The organism is Pseudomonas sp. ZL2, from assembly GCF_054788455.1.
This window is the reverse complement of the sequence record NZ_JBGOGX010000002.1, coordinates 68,538-94,660: the sequence shown is the minus strand read 5'-3', so window position 1 is coordinate 94,660 and position 26,123 is coordinate 68,538. Positions and strand designations below refer to the sequence as shown.

Below are 26,123 nucleotides of genomic sequence, written 5' to 3'. Positions count from 1 at the left end.
TGGGGCCGCCGTTTCATCGGAATCAGGAAGCCGGGTTGATCGGCTTTTCCGGATACCAGGCATCCAGCAGCGGGCTGACTTCGATCTTGGTCAGCTCGTTACGGCCTTTGAGCCAGCTTTCAACAGCTGCGCGCTGCTCTGGAGTGACCGAGCCACGCTCGGCCTTGCAGACCAGACCGAAGTCGTCGCCGCCAACATAGTCCAGACCATTGGCATCCATGGCTTCTTCGAGGAAAGCATCGAGGAAGGCATCAATGGTTTCGTCGGACAGATCTTCCTTGAAACCCAGGTTCAGCTCAAAACCCAGCTCCTGGAATTCATCCACGCAGAGTTTTTTGCGCAGACGGCGGGAACGGTTAGTGGCCATGAAACAATCCTCTTGAGTATTAACGCGCGGCACTTTAGCAGTTTCGCCGGGCCCTTGCCGGAATAAAAGCCGATAAGCTGCAGTGTGATCCTGTATTCACAGGCCCATGGGCGTTCGGCTTGGGGCATAATGCGCGCTATATTTTTCCGTATCGGGGCCTTCACCTTTTTTCGCTCCGTTTTTTTCACCCCTCGCTCGCAGGGTTTTATCGCACATGATCAGATCTCTTCGCCCTCTTCTGCTTGCCGGCCTGCTGATGCCGCTGGCGCTTTCCAGCCACGCGGCTGCGGTCAACACCACGCTTTCGCCAAAAGTGCAGCAGGCATTGAAAACCAACAAACTGCAGGACTCGGCCCTGTCGCTGGTTATGCTGCCGCTCAACGGCCCGGGTACCCCGACCGTGTTCAATGCCGATGTCTCGGTCAACCCGGCCTCGACCATGAAGCTGGTCACCACCTACGCCGCCCTGGAAATGCTCGGCCCAACCCACCAGTGGAAAACCGAGTTCTACAGCGACGGCCCGCTGCGCAATGGCGTGTTGCAGGGCAACCTGTACCTCAAGGGCGGTGGCGACCCGAAACTGAACATGGAAAAGCTCTGGCTGCTGATGCGCGACCTGCGCGCCAACGGCGTGCAGACCATCAGCGGTGACCTGGTGCTCGATCGCAGCCATTTCGTCCAGCCGCAATTGCCGCAGTTCAACGACGACGGCGGTGATGAAAACAAGCCCTTTCTGGTCAAACCCGACTCGCTGCTGATCAACCTCAAGGCCTTGCGCTTCGTTGCCCGCAACGACGGTGGCAAAGTCCTGGTGTCGGTCGAGCCGCCGATCGCCAACATCCGCATCGACAACCAGGTCAAGGCAGTCAATTCCAAGCAGTGCAGCGGTGACGTGCGCTACAACCCGGTGGTACAGGCCGACGGCGTCAGCGTCGTGGTCAGCGGCCAGCTGGGCGATGGCTGCAACTCGCAGACCTACTTGTCGCTGCTCGATCACCCGTCCTACGCCGCCGGTGCCGTGCGCGCCATCTGGAACGAGCTGGGCGGCAGCATCCAGGGCCGCGACCGGGTCGACAACGTCCCGAAGAACGCCCGCCTGCTGGCCCGCGCCTTCTCCCCGGACCTGGTGGAGATCATCCGCGACATCAACAAATACAGTAACAACACCATGGCCCAGCAGCTGTTCCTGAGCCTGGGCGCGCAGTTCCGTACCGATGCCGATGGCGACGACGCCCGCGCCGCCCAGCGTGTGGTGCGCCAGTGGCTGGCGAAAAAAGGCATTACCGCGCCGCACCTGATCATGGAAAACGGCTCGGGCCTGTCCCGCGCCGAACGGGTCAGCACCCGGGAAATGGCCGCCCTGCTGCAGGCCGCCTGGAACAGCCCGTACGCCGCCGAGTTCATCAGCTCGATGCCGCTGGTGGGGATGGACGGCACCATGCGCAAGCGCCTCAAGCGCACTGCCATGACCGGTGAAGCGCACATCAAGACCGGCACCCTGAACACCGTCCGCGCCATCGCCGGTTTCAGCCGCGACAGCAACGGCAATACCTGGGCAGTAGCCGCGATCCTCAACGATCCGAAACCCTGGGGTGCCTCGGCAGTGCTCGACCAGGTCCTGCTCGACCTGTACCGCCAGCCGAAACTGGTCAACCGCACCGCCGCCGTTCAGCCCTGAGCCTGGCTCAGGGCAGTTCGCTCTCGACCCGGTCGCGGCCAGCCTGCTTGGCCGCGTAAACCCCCGAGTCGGCACGCAGCAGCAAGGCATCGGCGCCCTCCCCCGGGCGCCAGCCGGCCACGCCGAAACTCGCCGTGACCACACCGACACCGTCCACCGGCACGCTGCGCAGGCCCTGCCAGAGCTCCATGGCCAGGGTGTAGGCCTGCCCGGCATTGCTGCCCGGGCACAAGACCATGAACTCCTCGCCGCCCAGACGGCAGAACACGTCGGTACGGCGCAGGCGATGATTGATGCGCTGGCACAGGCTGCGCAACACATGATCGCCCACAGCATGGCCGTAGAGGTCGTTGATCCGTTTGAAGTGGTCGATGTCCAGCATGATCACGGCCAGGTCCTGATTGTCGCGCTGGGCCCGCTCGAGCTCGGCTTTGAGCCGCTCCTGAAAGTAACGACGGTTGTGGATGCCGGTCAGCGCGTCGGTCACCGACAGTGCCCGCAGCTCCTCCTCGACGCGTTTCAGATCGGAGATATCCGTCAGGTAGCCATGCCACAAGGTACCGCCCTGATCGGCCGGCTCCGGTGTAGCTTCACCGCGTATCCAGCGCATCCCGGCCACCGGCAGCAGCACTCGGTACTCTTCACGCCAGGGCGTCAGGTGATCGGCGGAATAGCGGATCGAAGCACGCAACTGCGCCAGGTCGTCGGGGTGAATGCGCTCGAACACCGCCGTAGCGTCCTCGCGCAGGCGCTGCGGATCTATCTCGTAGATGTCGCGCAAGCCCTCGCTGGCGTAGCTGAAGCAGGAACTGCCGTCGGGATCGAGGCGAAACTGATAAATGCCGCCAGGCACCTCGGCGCTGAGTTTTTCCAGTAGCCGGTCACGGGCCGCGAGCGCCTCGTGCACGCGCTTGCGTTCAGTCACGTCGATACAAATGGCCAGGTGCCCGACCCACAGGCCGTGCTCGTCGAGCACCGCGGTGACCAGCATATTGGCCAGCAGGTGGCTGCCATCCTTGCGCAACAGGGTCCACTCGCCCGGTTCGCTCTCGCCCTCCTGGACCGTCTCGGCAAACATCGCCTGAGCCGGACTGACCTCACGGCCGTAGCGCTGGCTCAACGCCCGCGCACGCGTCTGCAGCTCCTGCGGCGATATCAGATCTTCAAGGGACAGCTGGCCGATGACCTCAGCACTGTGATAGCCGAGCATACGTTCGGCACCGGCGTTGAAGGTACTGATCACCCCACGCAGACTGGTGGCAATGATCGCCACCTGGGTGGCGGCATCCAGCACGCTGCGCAGTTGGCTGTGGGTATCACGCAGGGACTGTTCGCTGACGCGCAACTCGGCGGTACGCTGCTCGACCAGGGTCAAGGCCCGCTGGCGCTGGCCGAACAGGCTGAACAGCAAGGCACTGAGCAACAGGCTGAGCAAGCCGCCGAGCAGCACCACGGCGTTGACCGCCGAGGAGCGGTTGGCGTCCATGAACGCCAGGCTGGGCTGGATATCCAGTTGATAGTCATGATCGGCCAGGCGTAACAGGTGGCTGGCGGCCAGATCAGTGTCGGCACCTTCATTGCCGGACTGGAACAGCACTTCATGCTGGCCTTGCCCGGACAGGTCGAGAATGCGCACCATCAGGTTGTCCTGGCTCGGGCTGGGCAGACCTTCGGCCATCAACTGCTGCAAGCTGATCACCGCCAATACATAGCCGTCGGGGGACGTTGCAGCGTTGCCCGGGGCAAATACCGGTGCAACCATCAGCACCCCGCGCGCGTAGGCCGGGTCGACATTGGTCAGGTTAAGGGGCGCCGAGACGGCCATGCTGCCCGGTTGCCGGGCGCGATCGAGGGCAGCCTGACGCAGCGGCTGGGACAGCATATCCAGCCCCAACGGCTGGGCCTGGCGGCTCAGGGCCTGGGTGTAGAAAACCGGATAATAGAGCGCCCGTTGCGTAGCGACCTGCAAAGTGCCGGCGTCATCGAGTTCGTAGATTGCAAAGGGTTTGCCCAGGAGCTGCGCCGCACTTTGTTCGAATGCAGCACGCGTCTCGCCAGCTACCCGCGGCGCCCAGGCATAGGCCTGGGTGCGGTACAGCAAGGGCTGGGCATAGCCGTTGAACTCGGCGAGGGTAACGCTGGAGGAGAATACGAAAAAACGGCGCAGGCCATCAAGACGCTGCACCTGATCCTCGAAGCGTTCTTCGATACGGCTGTAACGCTCACTGGCCAGCAGTTCGAAACGTTGCCGCAACTGCTGGCGGTACAGGTCATGGGTCGCCAGCGCCAGCAGCGCTGTCAACAGGCTGCCGGCCACAAACGCCACCCCGGCCACCAGCCAGGCGGAAACCTCTTCGCTGACAAAGCCGAGCATCTTCGGACGAGCGGCGTGCATCGACATAGAAAGCACTCAAAACGCCAGCGTCCAGCGGATCGCAGGCTCTGATTGAGTTATAGCCATTAGCCATTAACGAAGCAATCATCGCCCGCGACAATCAGCCGATCAGCGCGCCTGAATTTTCCATGCCCGGTGAATCTTGCTGTTACGGGCAAAATCCGGGTCCAGGGTCTGGGCGGTGATCTCTTCCACGGCATAGCGTTCAGCCAGGTTTTCGTCGAGCTGGAACTTGCGGAAGTTGTTCGAGAAGTACAGCACACCGCCCGGCGCCAGACGCGCTACGGCCAGGTCGAGCAACTCGACATGATCGCGCTGCACGTCGAACACCCCTTCCATGCGCTTGGAGTTGGAGAAGGTCGGCGGGTCGATGAAGATCAGCTCGTACTCGTCGCGACAGGCTTGCAACCAGGCCATGACATCGCCCTGCTCCAGTCGGTTCTTGTCCGAGAAACCGTTGAGCGACAGGTTGCGCCGCGCCCAGTCCAGGTAGGTTTTCGACAGGTCGACGCTGGTGGTGCTGCGCGCGCCCCCCTTGGCCGCATGCACACTGGCGGTGGCGGTGTAGCAGAACAGGTTGAGGAAGCGCTTACCGGCCGCTTCACGCTGAATGCGCAAGCGCATCGGACGGTGATCGAGGAACAGGCCGGTGTCCAGGTAATCAGTGAGGTTGACCAACAGTTTGACGCCGCCCTCCTGCACCTCCAGGAACTGGCCCTGGGTGCTTTGGCGCTCGTACTGGCGGGTACCGGTCTGGCGCTCGCGGCGCTTGACCACCACCCGGCTCTGGTCGATGCCCAGGGCTTGCGGAATCGCTGCCAGGGCGTCGAACAGACGCGCCTGGGCTTTCTCCGGGTCGATCGAACGTGGCGCGGCGTATTCCTGCACGTGCACCCAATCCTGATACAGGTCGATGGCCAGGGCGTACTCGGGCATGTCGGCATCGTACAGGCGATAACAGCTGACGTTGTCGCGCTTGGCCCACTTGCCCAATTGCTTGAGGTTCTTTTGCAGGCGGTTGGCGAACATCTGCCCGCCTTCGCTCAAACGAGCCGGCTCGCTGGCCACGGCTGCGGGTGAACGCTGCTCGGCAGCTTCGCCGTTGCGCTCCGGCTGACGGCGCTCGCCGGTAACAAACTGGTCCGGCTGGACCTTGATCAGCAGCAGCTTGCACGGCAAGGCGCCGTTCCAGAAAGCGTATTGCTTGTGGCTACGGATACCCATGCGCTTGCCCAGGTCCGGCGCGCCAGTGAACACCGCCGCTTCCCAGTTCAGGCAGGCCTGGCGCAGACGCTCGCCAAGATTCTGGTAGAGGTACAACAGGCTGGCTTCATCGCCCAGGCGCTCGCCGTATGGCGGGTTGCAGATCACCAGGCCTTTCTGGTTCTGGTCCGGGCGCGGCTCGAAGCTGCCGACTTCGCCCTGGTAGATCTTCACCCAGTCGCTCAGGCCTGCGCGCTCAACGTTGTTGCGCCCCGGCTGGATCAAGCGCGGGTCGGCTTCATAACCACGGATCCACAACGGTGGACGGGCCAGGCCAGCTTCGGCGCGGGCCAGCGCTTCATCATGGAGTTTGCGCCACAGTGCTGGCACGTGGCCGAGCCAGGCGCTGAAACCCCAACGTTCGCGGCGCAGGTTCGGTGCGATATCGGCGGCGATCATTGCCGCTTCGACCAGGAAGGTCCCGACACCGCACATCGGGTCGGCCAGGGCACCGCCTTCGGCAGCAATACGTGGCCAGCCGGCACGGATCAATATCGCCGCCGCGAGGTTTTCCTTCAGTGGCGCGGCGCCTTGCTGCAGGCGGTAACCGCGCTGGTGCAGGCTGTGGCCGGACAGGTCCAGAGACAGGATCGCCTCACCGCGTTCCAGGCGCAGGTGCACGCGCAGGTCAGGGTTGAGCTTGTCCACCGACGGGCGTTCGCCGCTGCTGGTGCGCAGTTTGTCGACGATCGCGTCCTTGACCTTCAAGGCGCCGAAATGGGTGTTGTCGATACCCGAGCCGTGGCCGCTGAACTCAACTGCCAGCGAACCGCTGGCTTCCAGGTGATCCTGCCACTCGACTTCATTGACGCCGTCGTAGAGATCGTCGGCGTTTTTCATGTTGAAGCGCTTGAGCACCAGCAGCACGCGGTTGCCCAGGCGCGACCACAGGCACAGCCGGTAGGCGGTTTCCATGTCGGCGCTGCCGCGAATCGCCGAAGTGTGCTCGCGCACTTCTTCCAAGCCGAGGCCGCGGGCTTCTTCGGCAAGCAGGCCTTCAAGGCCTTTGGGACAGGTGAGGTAAAGTTCGAAACGGTCCGACATGGGGTATCCAGAGCCTTGAGCAATAAAGTGGAAAGGCAAGCGCATCGCCCTTCCGATGTTTAATCGAACGCCTTTCCACAGCGTTCGAGTGGCGCTCTTTTAGCGCCGGGCCGCCCGCCAATCTGACTTTTGCCATGGGCTGAAAAGTCTTTGATTGCCGGGCAGAATGAAAAATTCAGGCAAAAAACCGGGGAAAATGACCCTTCGTCGTTTTACCTTCGTTGTTACAAATTATCACATAGCGATGGCCAGATGACTTCGCTATAGAGCAAACCCTGATCATAGCGGGCTTTGCGTCAGATCCTAATCAGACGCATTTATTTACTTATCCTCTGACCCTATGAAAGGTTACGTCCTTATGACAAAACGATCATTCACACTGTGTCGTGCATTGGTTAGAACTGGTCTCAGGTTGTCACCGCAACGGGGCAACACTTCCGCTCGCGACGCCGGCAGCGAGCGCAAACCGGCAGAACGATTCTGCCCGACCTTCTAGAGGTCGACGGGACATTACAGTCAACAAGTGAGGGCAACACCCTATGAGAAGACTTAAGCGTGATCCGTTGGAACGAGCATTTTCACGTGGCTACCAATATGGGGTCACCGGCAAATCCCGCGAGCTTTGCCCTTTTACTCTACCGTCTGTACGCCAGGCATGGATCAATGGCTGGCGCGAAGGACGCGGCGACAACTGGGACGGTATGACCGGCACTGCGGGTATCCATAGACTCAACGAACTTCACGCCGTTGGCTGAACGAGGAACTGAATCCGATTACCATGCGCGCCCCATCCGGGCGGCGGGCTAAGGCCCAGGGGCCCCTTGAGGGGGCCCTTTTTTATGCCTGCGGTTTCAGCGCGGCATGGCAGCGATGGCGTCCACCGCCTCGCGGATCAGGGCCGGGCCCTTGTAGATGAACCCCGAGTAGATCTGTACCAGGCTGGCACCGGCGGCAATTTTCTGCGCCGCATGCTTGCCTTCGGTAATCCCGCCTGCGGCGATGATCGGCAACTTGCCGCCCAGCTCGCCGGCCAGCACCTTGACGATATGCGTGCTCTTTTCCAGCACCGGCGCACCCGACAGGCCACCGGCCTCGTCGCCATGCAGCAGGCCCTCGACGCCTTCACGGCCGAGGGTGGTGTTGGTGGCGATCACCGCGTCCATGCCCGATTCGACCAGGGCCGAGGCGACCAGCACGGTTTCTTCATCGCTCATGTCCGGGGCGATCTTGATTGCCAGCGGCACATGCTTGCCGCGTTCGGTCACCAATTGCGAGCGGCGCTCGGCCAGGGCATCGAGCAGTTGCTTGAGCGAGTCGCCGAACTGCAGGCTGCGCAGGCCCGGGGTGTTCGGCGAGCTGACGTTGACGGTGATGTAGCTGGCCTGGTCGTAGACCTTGTCGAGGCAGATCAGGTAGTCGTCTACCGCGCGCTCGACCGGGGTGTCGAAGTTCTTGCCGATGTTGATGCCGAGGATGCCGCGGTATTTGGCTGCACGCACACGGTTGAGCAGGTTGTCGACACCCAGGTTGTTGAAGCCCATGCGGTTGATGATCGCCTCGGCTTCCGGCAGGCGGAACAGGCGCGGCTTGGGGTTGCCTGGCTGCGGACGCGGGGTGACGGTACCGATCTCGACAAAACCGAAACCCAGCTGGGCGAAGCCGTCGATGGCCGCGCCGTTTTTGTCCAGACCCGCCGCCAGTCCGACCGGGTTGGCGAAGTTCAGGCCCATGACAGTGACCGGCAAGGAGGCCGGCGCCTTGGTCAGCAGCCCGTTGAGGCCCAGGCGGCCACCGGCGCCGATCAGGTCCAGGGACAGGTCATGGGAAGTCTCCGGGGAGAGCTTGAACAGCAACTGGCGGGCCAGGGTATACATGGGCGGCGTGAACTCGGGTGGCGGCGAAGGGTTGGCGATTATAGCCGGGTGACCACCACTTCGGCGAGTTCGCCGGGTTGCAGGGCGTGGCTTTGATAGAACGGAGTCAGGATATACGTGGCCAGCAGCGCTCCGGCGCCATTGGCCAGCCAGTAGTTCTGGCTGTCATTCAGGCCCATCGCGCCGATGTGCTGGGCGGTGGCCACGCCGGTGGAGATGATGGCAAAGGCGGTCATGCGTGGGATGCCAGTGTTTTCCAGACGGGTAACGATTTGCCGCCAGCCGGGAACCTGCACTTCGTAGTTGAGCCTGAACGACTGCTCGTCGACTGCCTCATCGCGCCCGTGCATCCACGCCGAAAGCTCCTCATTGAGGGCAGGCTCAACGCTTTCGATCAAGCCATTGATCAAGGCCCCCACCAGGCCCGAATCCGTCCACAGCGCTGCGGCCCCGGCGGCGAACTGCAGGGCGCCATAGGCGATGCCATCGACCAGGTTGACCGGCAGGCTCAGCCCGGTATTGCTGCCAAGCCCGTGAAACGGCTGCAACAGGTCGCGACTGAGGCAATACAGGGCTACCGCCGGCGCCGATCCGGCCAACCCGGCGAAGATCGTCGCCGGCCCAGTAGCCAGGGCGGCGCCAAGAATCAGTGCCGAAACAGCGAGAAACGCGCCTTGGGAGGCAAGGTATGCGGGGGTTGCCGTGCCGTTGTAGAGGTGGTGCCCGGCAGCGGCGAGAGTCAACAACAAGGGCAACGCCGAGCAGGCGGCACCGGTGATGACCGCTGCCGAGCCTGACACGCCTTCGGCGACAGCAGCACTGAGCGCACTGCGGGCCATGGTCAGGGCGCAGACCGATGGCAGGTTGAAAGCGGTGGATACCGCCAGGTTGCTGAGTGGTCGCGGCAGGGTGTCCAGGGTTTCACGAAGTTGCGTTTGCAGGTAATGCGCCACGGCACCGATGCGTTGTGGCACGGTTTCCAACGACTGCCCCTGCTGATGAGTGAACACACTACTTTGCGAAACAACGCCGTCTGCCACAAAGGACTGTACTGCCTGGGCATCCTCCGCAGACACGCTGATTTGCTGCTCAAAGGTTTCAAGTGTCTGGAGGATATCGATGCAGACATCTTTCTCTTCAAGACTCAAAGGCGCTTGCGGACCCAGCAAGTCAATCGGGTCGAAATCCGCTGGCATATCGATGACAACATACTCTGATGTCGTTGGCTGCTCTGGAGCCTCGACCGGCACAAAGCTGGTTTGACTGGCACTGCTGACTGAATCAACCATTGGCACTACCTCTTTGTTGTTGATAAATGCGCGTGTTTACCACTCAACCTCTTCGCGACTGTCCTCGTCCCACTGCGGATTCATCGCCTGTTGCAAAAACGCCTTCATCTGCAACTCGAGACCGAATACCCGGGTATGCACACCGCGCATCTCCTGATACAGCAGATCCTCTTCCAGCCCGTCAGCCTTGAGCTGTTGCAAGACTTGCAAGACCACCGCCAACTGCGCGGCGACAGTCCGATACGCCGGCCCGCCGCCCTGGCCGTCCGGCCAGTCGCGGATGCACTGGTACAACGCCTGTGCGCCCTGCCCTCCCAGGGTGCGCAACTGCTGGTACAAAGCGTCGAACTGCAGCGGCGCCTGGGACATTCGCGACGCCAGGGATTGCACCGCCTCTGTTACATGCGGCGACGCTGCTGGGGCCCCCTCAACTCGCATCCTGGCTTGCCTCCTCGCTCTGTTCGGACGTTGCCAACCAGCGCTGCAGGCTATCCGCCAGGGTCACCCGTGCGGCGTGATCCAGCTGGGTGTCTAGCCGTGCCAGGCCGTCGCAGCGCATCAGCACCCGCTCGGCCAGCTGCACTTCAATCACCTCGGGATGAAACTCCAGGGCCAGTTCACCCAGGTGCAGGCGATAATGGCTTTGCTGCTGGTAGTCGACCTGCAGCTCGCCCTGCCACTGGCGGCCCATTGCCCTCACGATTCGGGCGTGCGCGCCCTTGCTGTGCAGGGGCGCCTGCAATTGCAAGGGCTGGCCGATGTCGACGGCCGCTGCCGGCCAACCATCGACAAGCGCCTCGAGCCACTCGACCTGCCCAAACACCTCGCGCAGCAGGCCGCGCGTCGTCTCGATCAGTTCACGGCGCACTTGCTCGGCCAAGCGTTGGCTTTGCAGCAAGGCGTCAGCCAGGTCCTGCGCGGCGTGCAACACGCCCTCGGCATAACCCTGCTGCCTGGCCGCCTCACGCACTGCATGAGCGTGCTTGTGTGCCTCGGCGACCTGTTGCTTGGCCGCTTGCCGGGCCTGCTGTTCAAGGGCCTGGCAGTGTCGCGCCAGGGCCCGCTCGGCTGCACGGACCTGCACCGGATCCAGGCCCGGAAGTGCGTTTTCACAGCGCAATGAATCGAGCATGCTGTACGGCCATCCGTAAAAGTCCGTGGTCCGCTTGCGCTGCCGGCAGCTCGGCTTGGCGGGCAACCACATCGGTTGAGAACTGCAGGGCCAGTCGCGCCACCAGGGCCACCGGTACCTGCGCCTGCCAGGCCAGCAAGGCATTGAGCCCGACCGCTTCAAGGCGCGCTTGCAGGTCCAGGCTCGATAGCTCATCGAACCATGGTCGGGCACCCAGCGCGCAGCTGGCGAAGGAGCGCTGTGCCGCTGGCAACCGATCGGTCGCAGCCCCGTCGACCAATGCCGGCCACAGCCGATAGGCACCAAGCAGGCGCGCCACCTGGGGCAACAGCAGCCAGTGCTCAAGCCATAAACGGGTAATGTCGTTATCCGGCCAGGTCTGCGGCATGGGCGGCAGATCCAGCCCTTGCACCAGCATCTCGTCCACGACCTGCATCACCGCGGCGCTGCGCAACGCGTCAGGCAGCTGGAGCCGCTCGGCACTGAGGTAGCGCGATGGCTGCCGGGCAATCTGATCGATCCACTCAACTGACGGCGACATCACCGGCCTCCCGCCGCTGGTACCATAGCCACCCCCCACCGCCTGCAAGGCCGACGATGAACAACAACAGCATCCACAGCCAAGGGCCCGGCATACGGCTCGCTTGCATGCCGTGCGGCGAGTGGTGCTGGATCGCCACACGCGGCGTCAACACCACCGATATGCGCTCGTAATCCACTTCGCTGAAACTGTTTTTGAGAAAGCGCTTGAGATCGTCGATCAGAATATCGACCTCGCTGTCTGGTTCGTGCACGACCAACGCCGACAGATGCACCGGCGCACTGCTGCGTCCTCCTTCACCGGCGGCCAGGTCATAGCTGACATGCACCCGTGCCGAGACCACACCACTCAGCGCCGTCACCGACTGCTCCAGACGTTGTTCGATGGCCGAGTACAACCGCGCCTTCTCCGCCCGTGGCGAAGCCACCAGGGCGTCGGCAGGAAACATTTGCGCCACCTGCATTCTTGCCCTTGACGGCAGGCCGTACTGGGTCAACAGGTCAACCGCAGCCGGGAAATCCATCTGCGCGACCAGTACGGTGTAACCGCTCTTGCCGGTATCGACTTTCTGCACGGCAATGTTGTTGCGCTGCAGCAAGGCCACCACTTCATTGGCCTGCTGCTGATCCAGCCCCTGCAACAGCAACGGCTGGCGGCAGCCGAGCAAGAACAGGCAAAGCAACAACCCGAGCAGCCACCTCATGACTGGCGCAACAAGGTTTCGGCAGTGCCGACGACTTTGCGTACCAGGGTGTTGAGCAGATTGATATCGACGTTGTACTGCCCGCTCTGCTCCTGCAACTGCGCCAACACCTGCGGGCTGGTGATGTCGGGACGCTGCAACAGTTGCTCGATACCGGCTACATGCAGATCGCTAGCCTGGGCCGACTCAGCGAAGGCTTGCAGCAAGCGGTCCTGCAAGGACACCGGAGCACTGTCAGCACCTTGGTGCAGCGCGTGAATCTGGCGCGGTGCAAGGCCGGCAATGGAATCGATAGCCATTGATGCAAATACTCCTTAATGAGTGACCAGCCACCGGGACGATCAACGAGCTGCCTGGATGATCGCCATGTCGATGTCCTTGAAGCCCTTGACCGTATTGGTCTGCGCATTGCGAAATACGGTGTAGGAAGAGAATGCCGCCTGATACGCGGCCAGCAATGTCGGGTCGGAAGCATCGGCCTGCAAGTCTTCCAGCGCTTTATCCAGGGCTTCTTTCAACCCCTGCGCGCCCTGCTCGAAGGCATCTGCCTGACGCCCGAGAAAATCATCATGGAACTGGACCGGATCTGAAATGCTGCGCATGGTTCAACTGCCTGTATGGGAGGAATGAAATTGCCAGGAGGTAGACGAGGATTTGATGTAACCCTGCTCGCCCGCCTGGTATGAAAGACCCTTGAGCCGGTCGTCCTGAAGGACGATGGAAAAGTGCACAAAGCCCGAGCCCCATTGCTGCTCGAATCGGCGAATGAAGCGCCGGGTCGCTTCCAGCTGGCTGTCCTGCAAGTTGCCCTCGATGCGCAAGGCAACACTGCCCGACTGGTCACTGCGCCGAAACGGCACCCCCAGCTGACGCAGGCCGGCAAGCGCTTGATCGATGCTTGCGCTGTCGTCCTGCAGCCGAAATTCGAGGTGCCCGGCGTAGGGAGCAAGCCGTAGCAATTGCTGCTCGAGACGGCTCTTCAGGGGTTGCTCCGGCAGTGTGCCGGCAAGCACCAGCAACGGCCGCTGCGGCTCGCTCAGGTCGAGCAGCCGGATCGCCAGCCCAGGTTCGAACGCCCGCAGTTGCTGCTCCAGCCGTTGCTGTTCCTGGGCCATCACGATGACCGCGACACCGCCCAACTGATGACGCATCAGGACCTGACGATTCCAGGCTGCTTCGCGTAGCGAGTCGACCAGCACGTAGAGCAACTGATCGCGCCCTTGCAACACTTGCGCCTGAGCGCTGACCAGCGCCGTGACACTGCGCTGCTGTGCCGAAACGGTACGGTCCGGCAGCGACCAGACGCCCAACGAAACCACTAGCAGGCACAACGCAAACCCAGCGCTGGTGACGCGCAACGAGCCAAGCCGTTTTTTCCCGTTGCCCGACCCCGTAGCGGCGTCTTGCACATTCCATTCTTGTGAACTCAAGCGAAACGCAACCTGCAATCCACCGATCTGCTGCTGTTGCTGCAAAGGCCAGAGCTGCCATGACGCTGATGGAGGTTGCAACGGCCTTACCCGCACCGATTGCCTCGCCTCGCCGAGCATGACCTCGAAACTGCACCCGCCCGTCTCCAGCAGTATGAACAACGCCTGCCCGGTGGCGGCAGCCAGCCCGTCAGCCGTCCCGACCATCACCCGGGTCGGGCCTGGGCCGGCTGCCAGGCTGAACTCGCAACCGGCCATAGGGCCATTGAACACGCGCATGACACAGGAATCTATCGAGGTCTCTTGCATACCAGCACTCTAGAAAAACGTGACCAAGCACGAACAGAGCAAAGCCTAAGAGAGCTGGCGCCTGCGATCCTGATGAGAATCTGATGATTGCCAGGCATCTGCTGCCAGTATCGGGAAATTCGCTTCGAGAAAAGCCAGCAACTGGCCCAGCACCTGTTGCTGGCACCCGGCGAACCGTCGGCAATCCACTATCCGGTGATCATGTCCCCTGACCAGTTCAACCGCCAGTTGGTGGTAACCATCGGTATCGACGCAATAACCACACAGGTAGTAGTCCGGTGCCAAGCATTCGATCAGGTCGATGGCTTCCAGGGGGGTTGCACACAGGCTGGCCACCGACAGAGACAACAGTTCGACGCGCCGCTGTAAGGCGTTGCGCACCACACCCTTGATGGTTTCGTTGAGTACCAGCGACTCGAGTGGCTGCCCGCCGCGCAACGGCAGGATGGCCAGGGTAGGCAACCCCGGGCAACCGGCGAGCGCGTTGGGCATGTGTTGCACCGGGCAAGTGAACCGATAGCCCTGGCCGTAAACGGTGACAATGAAATGGCGACGGTCCTTGAGCAACTTGCGCAATACGCAGATGCAGCGTGTCAGCGACTCTTCAGCGGTATCCAGGCCTGGCCAGACAGCGTCCAGCAAGCTGTCCTTGGATACCAGCGTACCGGCATTGGCCAGTAGTAGACGCAGGACCTGGCGTTCCTTGGGCGGCAGGTGCTGGCCCTGTTCGTCGTGCCACAGCACACCATCGGGGCACAGGCGCCAGCCCTCGAATGCGTAGGTGACAGTGTCGGGAGGGGTGTAAAAGGCGGTCATCGGGGCGGGGCCTGTCATTATTGTTCGAATGCCCTGCAAGCACCCCGTGGGCTACTCGCAGGCCAATGACTATAAGAATTCCTTCCCGGCAAAAATGTAGGCATAAGGGTACGGACGCACCAAAGCAAATCCGTAGGACGACGTAGGACTATTCAGCTAAACACCCTTGCAGTGCCTGCTGAACCGTTCGAATCACGTCACCAACACAGCGCCAGTGCCTGACCGCCTCAGGGTCCAGCCGCCGGTGGAAGCACTCATTGAGTGCCTCGGCCATCTCGACGATGTTCAGCGAATCACAGCCCAGGTCATGCACCAGGTCGGCCTCGCGCGTCACCTGCCCTGCATCGACACCCAGGCAGGTCATCAGTACGGCGATGACCTGCTGCTCCAGTGGCGAACTCACCAGGTACTCATGTGCTTGAGCATGTCGGCGAACTGGCTCAGGTGTGCCGACAGGGTCCTGTTGAAGTTGTCGTGATAGCTGTTAGCGTTGGAATACTTCTGACCCAAGGACTGCAACTGGTTTTTCATCCGCTCCTCCTGTGCGTTGAAGCCCGATTGCCAGACCTGAAACCTGGCGGGGTCCCAGGTCACAATCCTGTTTGGCGTTCCCTCCTTGAGCTCTCTGAGCGGCCCCAAGTCCATTACCACGGCATAGCCGCCGCTGGGTGACCTTTGCACGGTGTCGGGCGGCAGGCCCAGGGCCAGCTGCCATTTTATGGCGTCTTGCTGACTGGCCGCAGGCCTGCCCGGTGCCGGGAACAGGATGGCGGCACTGTTGGGCAATGAGAACTCCCGCTGTAACTCATTGAATGCCGCATGGAACAGGTCACCGCTGAAGTAAATATCTTTCCCCTCATTGCCGGCGGCGACCCAATCCCACATTTCGCTGGTCACGTTGCTGGTAAATGCCGCAAAAAACTTCTGATAGGCATCGAGAATATGGGTGTAAGCGCCCAGGTACTGATCCTTGATGATGCCAATCAGGTCAATCAACTTGTCAAAGAACTCGTTTGCCGCCATCGGCGTGTCTTGCAGCTCCGCAGGAAGGTCCTTGTTGATAGCCTCGGCCATTTTCTGCAGGTGCTGATCCGCTCGCAGACGGCCAGCCTCGGCAAGCGTTGCCGTGCAACACTCCACCGTACTGGCAAACACATGAACCTCCTGCTGGACAAAACTCAACCTGATGCGTTGGGTCACTTCCTCGGCGGCATTCAGTTCCGTTGCCAATTGATGCTGCAGCGCCTGATGGGCATGTTCCAATAGCTGCACACTCGCCAAGCGTCCCGGCACACCGTTTTTTGACAAAGGCGCGGGCATTGGCGCAGCGTGCGGCACCTCGAAAGCAAGCGTTTCAGGCGCGTGCGAGTGCTCGCTACTCAGGGGATGGTGCGGCGTACTGTTAATTGCGATGCTCATGCTGCCCCCAATTTATTTTATGGCCGACGCATTGGCGCGCGATTGCAACAACTGCAGGACCATGTCCATCAGCTTGTTGAGCAAGCTGGTATCCCCGCCATTCTTTTGTGCCACTTCATCAGCCAGGCCTTTGACCAGGCTCTGGGCGCTTTGTAGCAGCACCTCTCGCGAACGCGCCTGGTATTCACCCAGACGCACTGCGCTCGATACCGCATTGCTGACCGTCATCGCCAATGAGTTGATCATCTGCCCATATAGCTGCGGCTTCATGTAGCCTTTCTCATTCATCGCACCGAGCCACTCGGACTCCTGGGCCTGCTTGCGCGCCTTGAGGATCTCACGATCAAACCAGGCCAGTTCATCTGTGCTGGGTTTCGCTCCCTTAGGAATGATCTCCGACTCGTGAGGCGCCCCCTTGTCGTTCAGTGTGCGCACCTTTGTCGGCACACCCGGCTCAAAATCGGTACGCGCACGCATAGCCGTTAGATCGTTGCCAATATTATTGGCGTCCATGGCGCTGCGCCTGGTGGTACTGATATCCGCATGCTTGGCTGCAAGCCCCTTGAAGCTAAGGGTGGCGCCACCAATCGACATTGCCCCCGCCAGCACCGCACCGCTGATTGCACTCATGAACTGCGCCTGGCCCCCATCGATGATCGCCTGCGCATTCTGCTCAGCCACCTTGGCGACAATCGTGGCAAACTGGCCACGCGACGCAGCATTGGCTATCAATACCGCCATTATCGTCAGGAGCGCATCGCGCAGAATGTTTGCATGTTCCTCCCAGGCCCCAGGATCGAAGCTCAGCGTGTCGAGGGTATCCAACACGCGTTCGCTCAACTTACTGGTCAATTCATCAACCGCGCTCGCATCCTCACTCGCCATCAATTGCACGACCTGATCCAGGCTCAGAAATGCCAGCGGCATGACTGACGAAGCAAGTACCTGGCCCTGCCCCAGCCTCATTGAGTCGAGCACTGAGGCGATGTCGCGAAGCGCATCGCGCTGGCTCGAACCATCGACAAATACAGGTCTTACAGGGGCTACGGTATTAATAGTGGTCATGACAGCTTCCTTAGATATTCCTGGCCATTTGTTGGCTGGTCGCACCCCTTTTCTGCAGGTCCTGGAGCACCTGCTCCACTTCCTTCTCTCGTGCTCGCATCGACTCGCCAAAGCGCTCAAGCAACTCCCCCATGTACTGGGTAATCGCCTCATTGACACTGCGGGAAAGCTCGACTTCGGCCAGGCGATCTGCCGCTTGTCTCTGGTGCGCGGCACCCTTTACCTGAAACGTCGATTGCGCCGCCACGCTACCGACCTCGACGACAGCCAGCGCCATCTCTGCACGGGTGGCGTAAAGCGAAGCGGTGGTTTGATTGACGCTCAGCCCAAGCGCCTTGCTCAATTTGCCCAGCGCCTGGGTCAGGCTGCTGCCCACTGTGCTTGCCGCCTGCTGCAGGGTCTGCACCAGGGTCGGGAGCATTTTGCTGATCATCTCGCCTATTTTTGCCGCAACCTTGGAAATCACTGGCCCCAAGGCAGCCCCTGCGGCCATCGCAGCCAACGCCACAGCAGCGATGGTGGCGAAGATTCCAGCGATCATTCCACCGATCTCGGCGATTCGCTGCGCGGTTTTCTCACTGAAAATCCCGACCCCCTTGAGTACCTCGGCGTAGATTTTGGTGAACAACTTGATGGCTTCCTGCATGACCGCCATCAACGGCTTGGTAACCTCGCCCATGATCGAAACACCCGTGGTGTGCTCAACCAGTTTTTCGCTGGCCAGCAACGCCACGCCAATCAGGGCCGCCGCCACACCGGCCAAGACGCCTCCCGAAACTGCGGCCACCACCACGCCGACGATAGTCGCCACCACCGCAATCAGCGGCCCGAGGATTTTGCTCAGGCAGTTGCCGGTTTTCTCGGCCGCTTCAGCTTTGCGTGTCTCCTCCAAGTACTTGTCGGATTCGACCTGCATATGCTCCTGAACCTGCTTCTGCAGCGCCTGGAACAAGTCGCGGCTGAACTGTTCTGCCTCCTGCGCGGACTCGCCGAGCAGATCGATGGTCTGCAAGCGAAGCAGCAACGCCTGGGCTGAAACATCGAGCAGGCGCTGGCTGATGGCCTTGACCGGATCCCCGCCCAGCCCTGCTTGCTGAACCTGAGCGGCCTTGTCCTGAACCTTGCTTGCCGCTTGATCCGCGATTGTCACGGTCAGGCGATGCTGTTCCAGGGTGGTTCGCAGATGCTGCTCGGCGCCGCGCAACTGATTGCGCAGTTGCTGCTGTACAACCAGTTCAGCGTCATGCTCGGGCGTCCCTGGCTGCAACCCGCTCAAGCGCTCGTCACTTTCGCGCAACTGCTGATAGGTATGCGCCACCCGTGCTTGCGCCTGAGCCAACTGCTCATGACTGACCGCCACATCCGCTTCAGCTGCTGCCAGCGCTTCAACCGCCGCGGCATAGTGCTCAGAAAGCTGGGTCAAGCCATTCTGACGCGCCTGGAACAGCTCCAGCGTCTGATTCAAAGACCGCGCACGCTTGTGCCCTTCGAAATTTTCCAGTTGCGCGGCGAGCGAAGCCATTAACGCTATAAAGTTCGCCTCCGCGCCCGCCGCTGGTGTCGCCGGGGGTGTCAACTGGGGACGTCCGGCGACCGACTGGCCGGTACCGGAGTAATTGACCGAGGCCAATCCGCTTGCTGCGGCCAGGGCTAACGTTTCGGTGCGCGCCGCGAAAGCGGCGGCAGCGGCGTAGGGGGACGAAGATTCGGGAACGGACTGTGCCGTGGCCTTGAACAATGAATCGATATTCACCTGAGTTACTCCTGCTCTTGGGTACGCAACACTGCCAGTGCATCCAGCCCCGCCTGCGCTTGTGCTTTCAATTGAGGGTCATCGCTATCCTTGAGTACATACTCGAAACACAGGCGCGCTTTACCCGGTTTGCCCGCAGCCAACTGGCATTGGCCACTGTGAAACAATGCCCGATAGTCTTTGCGGCTCTGGGCAAAGGCCACGGCGTACAGGTCAATGGCCTTGTCGTAATGGCGTTTGAGCTGGTGCACCGCGGCCAGGCCCATCCAGTACTGAGGGTTGTAGAAGTCGTAGATGCACAGGAAATGAAACAACTTTTCGGCATCGTCCAACCGTCCTTGCTCGTAAAACTGGTAGGCAAAGGCATATAGGCTGTCCATCTGCGCGTCCTCCAGGCCTCGCAGATCCTTGAGGCTCGCACCGGCCATCACCGCATCGACTACGCCGAGGGCAGTGGCCTCATCCAGTGTGTTGTCGCCTTTCATCGAAACCCTCCTCGAACCTGACCCGTACATTGGGCCAGAAGGCCGCCAGGGCCGCTGTCAGATAACGCTCATTTGCGCGCCTCAGGCCTGCTCCACCTGCTCGAGCCAGACCAGCAGACGCAACACCTGCTCGACTTCCTGCACCTGCAGGAAGCTGTAACGCCGATGGGTCTTGAAAATACGCCGGGCCAGGTTGACGTCGGTGATCACCGGCACCCCGACCTCCTTGGCATACTCGCGCACCGCCAGGGCGCGCTGGTTGGTCTCGATGACAGAGATGAACGGCAGCAGGCTGACCTCCGGGCGGAAGTAGATGCCGATGGCGATATGGGTGGGATTGGCCAGGATCATCCGCGAGTTGCGCACGTCGGAACGCACCTGCTCATTGAGCAGCTCCTGATGCAGTTGGCGACGCTTGCCCTTGATCTGTGGATCGCCGTCCTGTTCTTTGTGCTCGCGCTTGACCGAATGCAGATCCATCTTCATTTCGCGCATGAACAACCAGTACTCCGCCAGCGCATCGAGCACCACGATCAACACGATGCAGCCGAGGATCAGCATGAACAAGGCGAACAGCAGCTCACCCCAGATCGCCAGCAGCGCCAGCGGCGAGGCATGCAACTGAGCAAACAGCACCTGCCGGTACTGCCACCACATCAGGCACAGGGCCAGGGCGAAGCAACCCAGGTACAGCAGCGCCTTGAGCGTGTCCTTGAGCGTGCGTACGCTGAACAGCTTCTTGAATCCGTTGACCGGATTCAAGGCGCCCAGGTTGAGCTTCAGCGCTTCGCTGGCCAGACGACAGCCAGTTTGCACCAGGGCCGGCAAGGCGCTGCTGAGGGTGCAGACCAGCACCATCGGCAGGATCAGTTCCAGGGCCAGACGCAGCAGGCTGGCGGTGTACCGCGCCAGATCATCCTCCATGCCACTGGCCAGGATCTGCCGGTACACCTGCATGATCTCCAGTACGCGGGCATCGTGGAGCATGAAGGCCAGGCCCACGAGCAGCATGCAACTGGTGACCAGGTCGCGGGCCTTGAAAGTCTGGCCCTTGCGGGCGGCATCGCGCAGGCGTTTGGCCGTGGGCTTTTCGGTTTTCGAGGCACTGGAGGACATCAGTGCGGTTCCTCTGCCTGCAGGTACTGCGGCAGGTATTGAGGTACCGCGGCCATGCGCATGATTTCCTCGGGCAAATGCGTGCCGAAATACAGCAGCAGTACCACCAGCGCCACCAGGCTCTTGATGGTCAGCGAAACCGAGAAAGCGTTCATCTGCTGGGCATAGCGTGACAACAGCCCGAGCAGGGCCTCGCTGAGCAGCAATGTGGCCACCACCGGCGCACTGATCGCCAGAGTCTTGGCGACGATGGCATCCAGCAGCGCCGCGACAGCCGACAACGAAAACCCGCAACTGCGCCCGGGATCGCAGAGCTGGTAACTCAGCTCGATCGCCTGGAGCATCAACAACAGCCCGCCACCTTCCAGGTAGATGACAGCGGCAAACATCTGCAGAAAACCCGCCAACTCCGAATTGTCGACGCCGTTGGCCGGATCGATGACGTTGCTGAGCATCGCCCCACGCTGATTGTCGATGAGGTTGCCCATGCCGTGCAGAACCCAGAACGGCCAGCACAGCAAGCAACCGAGCAAGGTGCCGATGCCCACTTCACGCAACAGCAGGCCCAGAAACGCCAGGCTGTCGAGCGCCGGCAACTGCTCACCGATCAACGGCGTAAGTGCCAGTGCCAGCAGGAACAGCACCGCCTGGCGCGGCGCACCAGTCAGCACCCCACTGTTGAGGAAGGGCATCATGAAAAACAGCGGCGCCAGCCTTGCCACCCCCAGCAAGGCCACAGCCATCAGGTTGTGCAGTTCAAAAAACAGCCCCGCGGCCATCAGCGCAACGCCAGCTGCAGCACTTCACGACTGAAACCGAGCAGCACCTCGCCGTACCAGCCAGACAGCAAAAACAGACAAAGCGAGACTGCAAGCAACTTGAAACCGAACGGCAAGGTCTGTTCCTGCAACTGGGTGACCGTCTGGAACAGGCCCACCAGCAGGCCGACCACGGTGGCGACCACCACCGGCCACGCCACCATCAGCAGAATCAGGTACAGCGCCTTGTTGCCCGCGTACACCAGCTCACCCATGCTCCACCTGCCCACGCACGGCCAGGTATTGCTCGACCAGGCCAGTGGAGAGCAAGGCCCAACCATCAAGGGCAACGAACAGCACCAGCTTGATCGGCACCGAGATGATCACCGGGCTCATCATCATCATGCCAAGCGCCAGCAACAGGCTGGAGATCACCAGGTCAACGATGACAAACGGCAGATACAGGTAGAAGCCGATCTTGAAGGCGCTCTTGATCTCACTCAGGGCGTAGGCCGGCAACAAGGCGAACAGCGATGGCTCGGCCTGCTCATCGTGCCACTGATCCGCGCCTGACTGGCCACTGTGCTGGGCGCGCTCGAAAAACTGAGCAAGCTCAGGGTCGGTGTACTGGCGCAGGTAGCGCTTGTAGCTGCCCAGGCCGTTCTCGGCAAAGTCCACCACCGCCTCGATGTCGTTGAACGCGACCTGATGCTCCTTGTAATAGCTGTAGCCCTGTTGCACCACCGGGGTCATGACGAAGATTGCCAGCATCAGCGCAATGGCATTGAGGCTCATGTTCGAAGGCACCTGTTGCAACCCCAGGGCGTTGCGCACAATTACGAAGACAATCGAGAACTTCAGGTAGCAGGTGCCTGCGGCCACCAGAAACGGCAGCAGCGAGGCGAAGGCCAGAATGGCGATCAGCGAAACATCATTCATTGCCTGGCATATCCCGCACCTGATGCAACTCGAGCAGCAACTGCTCGCCCTGGCGCACCAGCTCGCCACAGCCCAGCCACTGCCCGTTGGCACGCACCTGGACCTGCTGCAATGCCTGCGGATCGAGCTTGAGCAGGCCGCTCTCGAGGCTCGCGGCCAGTTCGGCAAAGCTCAGGTCGACGGCGGGCAGAAAGAACTCCAGGGTCACCGGCAATGCCGCCAGCAATGGCTCTGCGTATGCCTGCTCGGGATCGGGGGAAGGGTCAGTGGTCATGTGTATTCCTTGCTCAATGAAACTGAACGCGCCGCCGAAGCGGCCGCCCAGACGCCAGTGCGGAGTGAAATCAAGAATGCGCAACAGGTCGCCCGCGACCGGTGGCAGCACCGGTCGCCACTGGCTCAAGCCAAGCAACAGCTCAAGGCCGGCAGGCAGCCCCGAGCACGGCTCAAGTAGCGGTTCGGGCAGCTGCAACGCGGCGGGCAGTTCGCTCAGCCACAGCGACCCCGCAGCGCTGCTGAGCACCGGCAGCGGCCAGTGTGAAAACGCTGCGCCCGTCACGTGTTCGACCGACTCCAGGCGCTCGTAGGCCAATGCCGGCAGCGGCGCGGGCACGGGCTGCGGCAGGCGTTCGAACAGTTGGCGGATGTGTTCCGTGCACGGTGGGCGCAGTAACAGAGCCGACAGTTGCGGCAGCCGCTGCTCCAGCCAAAGCGTGGCAACCACCAGCCCTGACCACCGGCCCGAGGCGCAATGGGCGCGAAACAGCAGGCAGTCGGTGTCTGCGGGCAGTGTGCTCATTTGCAGCTGCCCTGTATGGCGCAGCAAGCGCCGCTGAAGCGTTGCCTGGGGGTGAACCCGGCGCAGGGCGAGCGAACTCAACGCGGGTCCTCCTGCTCATCATCCAGCTCGTCCTGGTTCGGCTGCCCACGTTCCTGTGGATGCTCGCCGGCGCGCTCTGCCAAGCGCCAGGCAGGCTGATCCAGCCGCGCCAGAGGTTCGCGCAACTGCTCCAGCACCAGGCTGTTGCTGGGGGTCAGCAGCATGCCCTGCGTGCTTTCACTGCCCGTGACCAGCAAGCTGCCGCTGACCCGACCGTTGTTGAACGGCACCCGCAAGCCCTCGCCCGGCGCACTGGTTGACGCGGGGGTGATCGGCAGCATCGGGGCGGCAGGCGGCAGCGTGGGTAGCGATGGTTTGCCCTGCGGCGCAGATTGCGCAGCGCCAGGTACAGCTCGAAGTGGCTCGACAACCACCACCGGACTGGCCAGTACGGCGCCGGGTACGGCGGCCCTTTCAGTCTCGGCTTCGAGCACAGGTGCTTGCGCTGGCGCCGGTATTGCGGGCAATGGGCTCTCGATGCTCGGCACAGGGCCCGCAACAGGCGGACTACGCTGCTGCTCGCCAGTAACCGGCATCGCTACACCAGACCGGGTTGGCGTTTGCGCTACGTCGGCAACCACCGCCTTTGCCTGCGGTGTGAGGCTCAGCTGCGGTTGCAGAAAAAAAGCTGCCAGGGCCTGCACAACAGCCTCGGGCATTTCTGGTAGTTCAAGTGGAAGCTCGAGCGCTTGCGGCTTCAGCGTTTCCAGATCAAGGTGCAGCGCGTTGCGATTTCCGACCAATGTGATCATCCGTTCCATACCTTGCCCTTGAGCCTCTGCTCATCCAGTTCGTTGTCTTCCTGGCGCTGGCGTTGCAGCAGCCATTGCCGATGCAACTGCTGCAGGTGCTGCTGATACTTGTCATGGCGGCGCTGCAAGGCGCTCATCTGTTTTTGGCTGCCTGCTTGTTGCTGCTGCAGTTGCTGCTGTCGATGGCTGATCTGCTCCAGTTCCAGGGTCAACACCTGGGCCTGGCGGCGCAGCAAGGCCTGGCGACGCAACAGATCGAGCAACTGGCTGTGACTGAGCCGCTGGCCCGGCTCCTCGACCCGCAACTGGCGCAGCGTTGCCTGTTGCTGCTGCAGCTCGCCCGCCTGCAGCTTCAACCCCTGCAACTGCTGGGCGTTGCGCGCCAAGTGCTGCTGCAACGCCTGCAAGCGCCCTTCGCCCAGGCGCAGCCAGGCCTGCCACTCAGGTGAACAGCGCATGCAGGGCATGCTCCGCGTCGTCGGCCGGGACGGCCTGATCGCGGCTCTGGCGCTGCCATTGCTGCAACTCATCGCGACGCGCCAACGCCTGGTCATTGAGTGGATCGACGCCGCTCTGGTACTCGCCCAGTTCCAGCAGCAAGCGCATGGCCTGCAACCGGGCCAGACACTCGCGGGCCTGGCCGGCCAGGGCAATACTCGCGACGCTGCACACCTGATGGGCAACCCGACTGGTGCTGCGCAACACATCAATAGCGGGAAAGTGGCCTTTGCCAGCCAGCTCGCGGCTCAGGTAGATATGCCCATCGAGGATCGAGCGGATTTCCTCGGCCAGTGGATCGGGCTCGTCGTCGCTTTCCAGCAGCACCGTGTAGAACGCCGTGATACTGCCGCTGGCCGTCACCCCCGGGCGCTCCAGCAGGCGCGGCAAGGCTTCGAACACCGAGGCCGGATAACCGCGCCGCGCCGGTGCTTCACCGGCGGCCAGGGCCAGGTCGCGACGGGCGCGGGCATAGCGGCTCAACGAATCGATCAGCAGCACCACACGCTGGCCGCGGTCGCGAAAATACTCGGCGACACTGGTGGCCACCAGGGCCGCGTTACAGCGATCGACCGCGGCGCTGTCGGAGCTGGCCTGTACCACCACGCTGCGGCTACTGCGCGCCGAACCGCGCAGGCGCTGGACGAACTCCGCGACTTCGCGGCCACGCTCGCCGATCAGGCCGATGACGAACACGTCCGCCTCGCTGTGCTCCACCAGCATGTCGAGCAAAGAGGTCTTGCCGGTACCGGCCGCCGCAAAAATACCCACCCGCTGACCGACGCCGCAGGACAGCAGGGTGTCAATCACGCGGATCGCCGTGTCCAGGCGCTGGCTGACCGGACGGCGCTGGCTATAGTGCGGAGGTGGGGTGTCCAGAGCATAGTGGTAAACCGGCAGGCCCTGGGCCGGCGCCAGGCGCTCGACCACCTGCCCGCGGGCATCCAGTACGGCGCCGAGCAGATCATCGCCACAGTAAAGGTGCATCGGTGCCCCCGTGGCCATTACCAGTGACTGGCGCGACAACCCCTGCGCCTCGCCCAGCAGGCTCAGCAGCGCCACTTCGGCATTGAAGCCGATCACCTGCGCCCAGGCTCGCGGCGCGGGATCACGCCAGTGCTGGTAGACCTCGCACAGCTCGCCGATGGCCACTCCGGCCAACGGTACTTCCAGCAAGGGCCCGAGCGAGCGGCGCGGGTGCGCGCCGTGACGCGCCAGCTGCATCAGCCTCATCGCAGCACGAGCGCCCGCAACTGCAGGAGCACATCGAAAAACGCCTCCAGGGCCAGGGCAAAAGCCTGAATACTGCTGTACGCCTGATCGGCCAGCAGCATGCGCAACTCCAGGCTGTCGCCCTGGCCGAACAGCTGCAGCTGCTGGTTACGCGCATGGACATTGGGACGCATCATCAACTGCAAAATGGCTTCGGCGTGGCGGCCAAGCAACGTCGGGGTCAGCGGCAGAGCCACCGACGAGAACCAGATATCCCCTTGCACCTCGCTGACACTGATGTCGGGCAGTTCGTTGAGCAGTCGCTCGATACGGCTGTCGCCACCATCGCTACGACGCAGCGTGCCGCGCAACAGGTTTGCGATATCAACAGTTGCCATACCTACT

General features: G+C 62.0%; 29 protein-coding genes. 2 read left to right on the top strand and 27 right to left on the bottom strand.

The window, feature by feature from the left end; genetic code table 11:
* Positions 1-22: 22 nt before the first annotated feature.
* Positions 23-367 (bottom strand): YggL family protein, encoded by a 345-nt coding sequence (locus tag ABM562_RS01795; RefSeq protein ID WP_115086044.1) that lies wholly within the window; start codon positions 365-367, stop codon positions 23-25.
* 214 nt (positions 368-581) lie between these two features.
* On the opposite strand from ABM562_RS01795, the gene dacB reads away from it, so the two are divergent.
* Entirely contained in the window at positions 582-2,045 is a 1,464-nt protein-coding gene (gene dacB / locus ABM562_RS01790) for a D-alanyl-D-alanine carboxypeptidase/D-alanyl-D-alanine endopeptidase (RefSeq protein ID WP_115086043.1), read from the top strand.
* Between the two features lie 7 nt (positions 2,046-2,052).
* Here the strand turns inward: dacB and ABM562_RS01785 are convergent, their stop codons facing one another.
* Together ABM562_RS01785 and rlmKL are read right to left on the bottom strand one after the other, a co-directional pair.
* Complete coding sequence (locus ABM562_RS01785) at positions 2,053-4,446, bottom strand: sensor domain-containing diguanylate cyclase (protein ID WP_346617096.1); 2,394 nt, start codon at positions 4,444-4,446, stop codon at positions 2,053-2,055.
* Between the two features lie 102 nt (positions 4,447-4,548).
* Positions 4,549-6,747 (bottom strand): bifunctional 23S rRNA (guanine(2069)-N(7))-methyltransferase RlmK/23S rRNA (guanine(2445)-N(2))-methyltransferase RlmL, encoded by a 2,199-nt coding sequence (gene rlmKL, locus ABM562_RS01780; protein ID WP_115086041.1) that lies wholly within the window; start codon positions 6,745-6,747, stop codon positions 4,549-4,551.
* Between the two features lie 539 nt (positions 6,748-7,286).
* Here rlmKL and rmf point away from each other — a divergent pair.
* Positions 7,287-7,502, top strand: coding sequence for a ribosome modulation factor (gene rmf, locus ABM562_RS01775; RefSeq protein WP_010223328.1), 216 nt, complete (start codon positions 7,287-7,289; stop codon positions 7,500-7,502).
* A 96-nt stretch (positions 7,503-7,598) separates the two neighbouring features.
* Here rmf and ABM562_RS01770 read toward each other — a convergent pair whose 3' ends face one another.
* The 24 genes from ABM562_RS01770 to ABM562_RS01655 form a co-directional block, all read right to left on the bottom strand.
* A complete protein-coding gene (locus ABM562_RS01770) occupies positions 7,599-8,621 on the bottom strand; it encodes a quinone-dependent dihydroorotate dehydrogenase (RefSeq protein WP_134061881.1) in 1,023 nt (340 codons plus the stop codon).
* Positions 8,622-8,659: 38 nt separating this feature from the next.
* Positions 8,660-9,817 carry a hypothetical protein gene (locus ABM562_RS01765; RefSeq protein WP_460420614.1) on the bottom strand — a complete coding sequence of 386 codons (1,158 nt, stop codon included), beginning with the start codon at positions 9,815-9,817 and terminating at the stop codon, positions 8,660-8,662.
* 129 nt (positions 9,818-9,946) lie between these two features.
* Positions 9,947-10,279 (bottom strand): hypothetical protein, encoded by a 333-nt coding sequence (locus ABM562_RS01760; RefSeq protein WP_115086038.1) that lies wholly within the window; start codon positions 10,277-10,279, stop codon positions 9,947-9,949.
* Positions 10,280-10,337: 58 nt separating this feature from the next.
* The gene (locus tag ABM562_RS01755) at positions 10,338-11,042 is read right to left on the bottom strand and encodes a hypothetical protein (protein WP_115086037.1); all 705 of its coding nucleotides are present in this window, start codon (positions 11,040-11,042) and stop codon (positions 10,338-10,340) included.
* Entirely contained in the window at positions 11,020-11,583 is a 564-nt protein-coding gene (locus tag ABM562_RS01750) for a protein OrgA (protein ID WP_233674038.1), read from the bottom strand. The genes ABM562_RS01755 and ABM562_RS01750 overlap by 23 nt, the downstream gene beginning before the upstream one ends.
* The gene (locus tag ABM562_RS01745; RefSeq protein ID WP_233674039.1) at positions 11,567-12,286 is read right to left on the bottom strand and encodes an EscJ/YscJ/HrcJ family type III secretion inner membrane ring protein; all 720 of its coding nucleotides are present in this window, start codon (positions 12,284-12,286) and stop codon (positions 11,567-11,569) included. Before ABM562_RS01745 ends, ABM562_RS01750 begins: the two co-directional genes overlap by 17 nt.
* The gene (sctI, locus tag ABM562_RS01740) at positions 12,283-12,585 is read right to left on the bottom strand and encodes a type III secretion system inner rod subunit SctI (protein WP_460420611.1); all 303 of its coding nucleotides are present in this window, start codon (positions 12,583-12,585) and stop codon (positions 12,283-12,285) included. The genes ABM562_RS01745 and sctI overlap by 4 nt, the downstream gene beginning before the upstream one ends.
* A gap of 42 nt (positions 12,586-12,627) precedes the next feature.
* On the bottom strand, positions 12,628-12,888 hold the full coding sequence (gene sctF, locus ABM562_RS01735; RefSeq protein ID WP_115086034.1) for a type III secretion system needle filament subunit SctF: 261 nt from the start codon (positions 12,886-12,888) through the stop codon (positions 12,628-12,630).
* A gap of 3 nt (positions 12,889-12,891) precedes the next feature.
* Positions 12,892-14,025: a PrgH/EprH family type III secretion apparatus protein gene (locus tag ABM562_RS01730; RefSeq protein WP_346617097.1), complete on the bottom strand. Its 1,134-nt coding sequence runs from the start codon at positions 14,023-14,025 to the stop codon at positions 12,892-12,894.
* 45 nt (positions 14,026-14,070) lie between these two features.
* The gene (locus ABM562_RS01725) at positions 14,071-14,841 is read right to left on the bottom strand and encodes a winged helix-turn-helix domain-containing protein (protein ID WP_460420609.1); all 771 of its coding nucleotides are present in this window, start codon (positions 14,839-14,841) and stop codon (positions 14,071-14,073) included.
* Between the two features lie 148 nt (positions 14,842-14,989).
* The gene (locus ABM562_RS01720; protein WP_346617098.1) at positions 14,990-15,244 is read right to left on the bottom strand and encodes an acyl carrier protein; all 255 of its coding nucleotides are present in this window, start codon (positions 15,242-15,244) and stop codon (positions 14,990-14,992) included.
* Complete coding sequence (locus ABM562_RS01715) at positions 15,241-16,260, bottom strand: IpaD/SipD/SspD family type III secretion system needle tip protein (protein ID WP_460420607.1); 1,020 nt, start codon at positions 16,258-16,260, stop codon at positions 15,241-15,243. Before ABM562_RS01715 ends, ABM562_RS01720 begins: the two co-directional genes overlap by 4 nt.
* A 12-nt stretch (positions 16,261-16,272) precedes the next feature.
* On the bottom strand, positions 16,273-17,325 hold the full coding sequence (locus tag ABM562_RS01710) for a cell invasion protein (protein WP_460420605.1): 1,053 nt from the start codon (positions 17,323-17,325) through the stop codon (positions 16,273-16,275).
* A 10-nt stretch (positions 17,326-17,335) separates the two neighbouring features.
* The gene (sctE, locus tag ABM562_RS01705) at positions 17,336-19,078 is read right to left on the bottom strand and encodes a type III secretion system translocon subunit SctE (RefSeq protein WP_460420603.1); all 1,743 of its coding nucleotides are present in this window, start codon (positions 19,076-19,078) and stop codon (positions 17,336-17,338) included.
* Positions 19,079-19,083: 5 nt separating this feature from the next.
* A complete protein-coding gene (gene sicA, locus ABM562_RS01700; RefSeq protein ID WP_346617102.1) occupies positions 19,084-19,563 on the bottom strand; it encodes a type III secretion system translocator chaperone SicA in 480 nt (159 codons plus the stop codon).
* Positions 19,564-19,644: 81 nt separating this feature from the next.
* A complete protein-coding gene (locus ABM562_RS01695; protein ID WP_460420601.1) occupies positions 19,645-20,679 on the bottom strand; it encodes an EscU/YscU/HrcU family type III secretion system export apparatus switch protein in 1,035 nt (344 codons plus the stop codon).
* Positions 20,679-21,458: a type III secretion system export apparatus subunit SctT gene (gene sctT, locus ABM562_RS01690; RefSeq protein ID WP_460420599.1), complete on the bottom strand. Its 780-nt coding sequence runs from the start codon at positions 21,456-21,458 to the stop codon at positions 20,679-20,681. Before sctT ends, ABM562_RS01695 begins: the two co-directional genes overlap by 1 nt.
* On the bottom strand, positions 21,458-21,712 hold the full coding sequence (locus tag ABM562_RS01685; RefSeq protein ID WP_233674049.1) for an EscS/YscS/HrcS family type III secretion system export apparatus protein: 255 nt from the start codon (positions 21,710-21,712) through the stop codon (positions 21,458-21,460). The genes sctT and ABM562_RS01685 overlap by 1 nt, the downstream gene beginning before the upstream one ends.
* The gene (locus ABM562_RS01680) at positions 21,705-22,376 is read right to left on the bottom strand and encodes an EscR/YscR/HrcR family type III secretion system export apparatus protein (RefSeq protein WP_460420597.1); all 672 of its coding nucleotides are present in this window, start codon (positions 22,374-22,376) and stop codon (positions 21,705-21,707) included. The genes ABM562_RS01685 and ABM562_RS01680 overlap by 8 nt, the downstream gene beginning before the upstream one ends.
* Positions 22,369-23,175, bottom strand: coding sequence for a FliM/FliN family flagellar motor switch protein (locus ABM562_RS01675; protein WP_460420595.1), 807 nt, complete (start codon positions 23,173-23,175; stop codon positions 22,369-22,371). Before ABM562_RS01675 ends, ABM562_RS01680 begins: the two co-directional genes overlap by 8 nt.
* A gap of 77 nt (positions 23,176-23,252) precedes the next feature.
* Positions 23,253-23,915, bottom strand: a complete 663-nt coding sequence (locus ABM562_RS01670) for a SpaN/EivJ family type III secretion system needle length determinant (protein ID WP_460420593.1) — start codon at positions 23,913-23,915, stop codon at positions 23,253-23,255.
* A gap of 89 nt (positions 23,916-24,004) precedes the next feature.
* On the bottom strand, positions 24,005-24,466 hold the full coding sequence (locus ABM562_RS01665; protein WP_346617108.1) for a hypothetical protein: 462 nt from the start codon (positions 24,464-24,466) through the stop codon (positions 24,005-24,007).
* The gene (gene sctN / locus ABM562_RS01660; RefSeq protein WP_460420591.1) at positions 24,450-25,739 is read right to left on the bottom strand and encodes a type III secretion system ATPase SctN; all 1,290 of its coding nucleotides are present in this window, start codon (positions 25,737-25,739) and stop codon (positions 24,450-24,452) included. Before sctN ends, ABM562_RS01665 begins: the two co-directional genes overlap by 17 nt.
* Positions 25,736-26,116 (bottom strand): type III secretion system chaperone family protein, encoded by a 381-nt coding sequence (locus tag ABM562_RS01655; protein ID WP_233674055.1) that lies wholly within the window; start codon positions 26,114-26,116, stop codon positions 25,736-25,738. Before ABM562_RS01655 ends, sctN begins: the two co-directional genes overlap by 4 nt.
* Between the last annotated feature and the right edge of the window lie 7 nt (positions 26,117-26,123).